Source organism: Sulfuricurvum sp. RIFOXYD12_FULL_44_77 (assembly GCF_001830725.1).
Lineage (GTDB): Bacteria > Campylobacterota > Campylobacteria > Campylobacterales > Sulfurimonadaceae > Sulfuricurvum > Sulfuricurvum kujiense_A.
In genome coordinates, this window is record NZ_MIBU01000258.1 from 1 (window position 1) to 3,326 (window position 3,326).

The window sequence follows — 3,326 nt, forward strand, 5'->3', positions numbered from 1 at the left end:
ATCCGCTCGATCTTATCGCAAAAATAAATGCTTTATTTGAAACACCTAAGGAAACCTATGCCTCGATTTCTGTTTATTAGTACCCTCTTAGCAGCTACATTATCCGCTTTTTCAACAACCAATGTCCAATATCTCTACGGAGATTTTGAAGGGGAGACATTTATGGATACCCAAAGCGGTGCCAAACATACCCTAACCGCAGAGCATTATCGGACTTGGGAGTACGGTGATCTTTTTATGTTTGCCGATTACGCCTACACCCATGAGGGGCTGCAATTCACCGATAAAAAAAATGACCTCTACGGTGAAATTTCTCCCCGCCTGAGCTTAGATAAAATCAGCGGCTTTTCTACTTCGTGCGGAATACTTAAAGAGAGTTACCTCTCATTTCAATACAACCGATCCGATACCTATCATGCATGGCTCTATGGCGCAGGGGCTGATTTGAATATACCGGGGTTTAGTGTTTTTGGACTTAATATCTATCGAAAACATCAAAACGTCGGCGATCATACCTATCAACTCTCACTCAACTACATCGTACCTCTGGGTAACCAATGGCATTTCGAAGGGTTTACCGACTGGACAACGAAAGATTTATTAACTCAAAACCAACTTCTCTTTGACCTTTCGCGAATTGCGGGAATTAAAGAGGGGAAATTAGAAGTAGGGACAGAGTGGCACTACTACCATGAAAACACTTATCATACCGATAACGATGTGTTCCAGGCAATGCTTAAATATACATTTTGATTTGAACGAGGCAGGAGCAAAGCCCCTCCCTCTACGCTGGCCGCTATGGCACTGAAGCTTCGCCTATCGGCGAGAATACTCCTACTCTTTTTTGAGGGCGGCCCAGATAAAGCCGCCCAAACCGACACCGACCACGATCACTAAAAACCCGACTTGAAACCAATCCATTGCGCTCATTGTGCTGTTTCCTTTAAATCTTTTTCTTTTAATTGACCGCACGCCGCACTGATATCTAACCCTTTAGAATCACGGATGGTACACAATACTCCGTGTTTGATCAGATACTCCTGAAATGCCACCATATCCGCACGGGTCGGACGCTGATAGTCAGACCCCTCATACGGGTTAAAAAAGATCAAATTCACTTTTGCCTTGATCCCGTGAAGAAGTTTGACCAATTTTTTCGCTGAAGTGAGATCATCGTTTTTCCCTTTGATCACGAGATATTCAAACATTACCCGTTTACGGGTATCGATCGGGAACCGCTTTACCGCATCAATAATCGAAGCGATGTTATAGGCTTTATTCATAGGAATGAGTTCAGATCGTAGTTCATCATCGACCGCATGGAGCGAGATCGCGATATGAACCCCCAAATCCATCTGACCCAGTTTATCTATTTTACTACTCAAACCGCTCGTCGAAACCGTTTGCCGTTTTCCTGAAATGGAAAGCCCCTCTTCATCTTTAAGAATCGTAATTGCTTTCGCGAGATTCTCAAGATTGTCAAGCGGCTCCCCCATCCCCATATAGACGATATTAAGACGGCGATGCGCGGCGAGGCCGTTATCCATCTTCACCGCTAACACCTGTGCCACAATCTCCCCTGCACTCAAATCACGGGTAAATCCCCCTTTGGCGGTGAGACAAAACGAGCACCCGACTTTACACCCCACCTGCGTTGAGACACAAACGGTAAAACGGGCTTCATGCTCGATATTCCCCTCATCATCTATCGATTCATCTTTCATCTTGAGCCACACGGTTTCAACCGTTTTGCCATCACTCAGTTCGAAGAGATATTTGATCGTTCCATCGGTGGAACACTCTTTTCGAGCGATTTTCAGGGGCATAATTTCATAGGTTTGATCTAATTCTTCGCGCATCGCTTTAGGGAGATTCGCCATTGTTTCAAAACTCGTCGCGTACTGGTGATAAATCCATCCCCAAATCTGCTTAGCACGAAACGAGGGTTTCACCATGGAAGCGAGTTCCGCTTTGGTGTAATCCAAAATAGTTTTTTTAGCCATGGATTAACCCTTTTGCTTTCAAATGTTCACGCAACAGCACTTTGGCGAATCCGTGATTAGCGATAAAATCTCGGTGGGCATTCGTATCGCAGTAATTGGTGATGCAAAACACGCCTCCCGCAGGGATGCCGAAAACCTGCGCCACTCGCATTACCGTGAAAAATTCCATATTTTCAATCCCCATCCCCAAAACTCTCATTTGCTCCATTGCCCGCTCACTCGTCGTGATGTAGTTCGAGGAGTTAACGATAACATCTTTGACATTTTCCGTTTGTGCGGAGACGACGTTGTCAATCGGCGTATAGGCACTTTTATCCAAAAATCCTAACTCGATGTTAGCGGCGGTTTTAGACTCGATGATATCGTTAATTTTATGTTCACCGTAACTTCCCGCACTCCCGACGAAGAGGAGAAATTCGGGCTTGTGAACCAAACAATGGCGGGTCAGATTGATCGCACTGTCGATCAGCCCCACCCCTATCGGAGTCGCGAAATCAAACGTTTCGTTATTGCCGGCACATAAAATCATAACCGTACCGGAATCCCATTCGCGGATAGATAGCGTTTGAGATCCATAATGTCGATCTCTTTGTAGTGAAAAATGCTCGCCGCCAGTGCCGCATCGGCACCGTGCTCGAAAGCCTCTTTGATATGCTCCATCGTCCCCGCACCGCCGCTGGCGATAACGGGAACATTCACCGCCCGGCTGATTTGCTCGGTGATCGAGAGATCAAATCCCGCTTTGGTTCCATCAGCATCCATCGAGGTGAGGAGAATTTCTCCCGCTCCGCGATCGACCACCTCTTTTGCCCACTCGTAAGCATTAATCCCCGTATCGACTCGACCGCCGTTGAGATAGACGTTGTATTGATCACCCGTACGCTTCACATCGATGGCAACAACGATACACTGAGAGCCGAACCGTTTTGCCCCCTCATTGATGAATTCGGGACGTTTGATCGCCGCAGAATTGATACTCACTTTGTCACACCCGACGGCAAGGAGGCGGTAGATATCATCAAGGACTCGTATTCCGCCCCCTACCGTTAGAGGGATAAAAACCTCTTTCGCCACCTGTTCGACGATATGAACGATCGTGTCACGCTCTTCATGGGATGCGGTAATATCGAGAAATGTCAGTTCATCCGCCCCCTCTTCGTTGTACCGTTTTGCCACTTCGACAGGGTCTCCGGCATCTTTGAGCCCGACGAAATTAACACCCTTTACGACACGGCCGTCTTTCACATCCAAACAAGGAATGATCCGTTTTGCAAAAAAATTATCCATTATTTACCTTGAATACTATCGTTATGTAAGTATAAC

4 protein-coding genes are annotated in these 3,326 nt (G+C 46.4%); 1 reads left to right on the forward strand and 3 read right to left on the reverse strand.

The window, feature by feature from the left end; translation table 11 throughout:
• Nucleotides 1-57: 57 nt before the first annotated feature.
• Entirely contained in the window at nucleotides 58-753 is a 696-nt protein-coding gene (locus tag A2517_RS09080) for an outer membrane protein OmpK (protein WP_294896274.1), read from the forward strand.
• Nucleotides 754-926: 173 nt separating this feature from the next.
• On the opposite strand, the gene rlmN is transcribed toward A2517_RS09080, so the two are convergent.
• Genes rlmN through hisF form a run of 3 tightly spaced genes read right to left on the reverse strand, consistent with a single transcriptional unit; the run spans nucleotide 927 to nucleotide 3,290 of the window.
• Entirely contained in the window at nucleotides 927-2,003 is a 1,077-nt protein-coding gene (rlmN, locus tag A2517_RS09085) for a 23S rRNA (adenine(2503)-C(2))-methyltransferase RlmN (RefSeq protein WP_294896276.1), read from the reverse strand.
• Complete coding sequence (locus A2517_RS09090) at nucleotides 1,996-2,532, reverse strand: purine-nucleoside phosphorylase (RefSeq protein ID WP_294896277.1); 537 nt, start codon at nucleotides 2,530-2,532, stop codon at nucleotides 1,996-1,998. The genes rlmN and A2517_RS09090 overlap by 8 nt, the downstream gene beginning before the upstream one ends.
• Complete coding sequence (hisF, locus tag A2517_RS09095) at nucleotides 2,529-3,290, reverse strand: imidazole glycerol phosphate synthase subunit HisF (RefSeq protein ID WP_294896279.1); 762 nt, start codon at nucleotides 3,288-3,290, stop codon at nucleotides 2,529-2,531. The genes A2517_RS09090 and hisF overlap by 4 nt, the downstream gene beginning before the upstream one ends.
• Between the last annotated feature and the right edge of the window lie 36 nt (nucleotides 3,291-3,326).

Bases quoted from the DNA above. Each gene is read 5' to 3' on its own strand.
- A2517_RS09080 (WP_294896274.1), top strand. From the start codon at position 58: ATGCCTCGATTTCTGTTTATTAGTACCCTCTTAGCAGCTACATTATCC.
- hisF (WP_294896279.1), bottom strand. From the start codon at position 3,290: ATGGATAATTTTTTTGCAAAACGGATCATTCCTTGTTTGGATGTGAAA.
- rlmN (WP_294896276.1), bottom strand. From the start codon at position 2,003: ATGGCTAAAAAAACTATTTTGGATTACACCAAAGCGGAACTCGCTTCC.
- A2517_RS09090 (WP_294896277.1), bottom strand. From the start codon at position 2,532: ATGATTTTATGTGCCGGCAATAACGAAACGTTTGATTTCGCGACTCCG.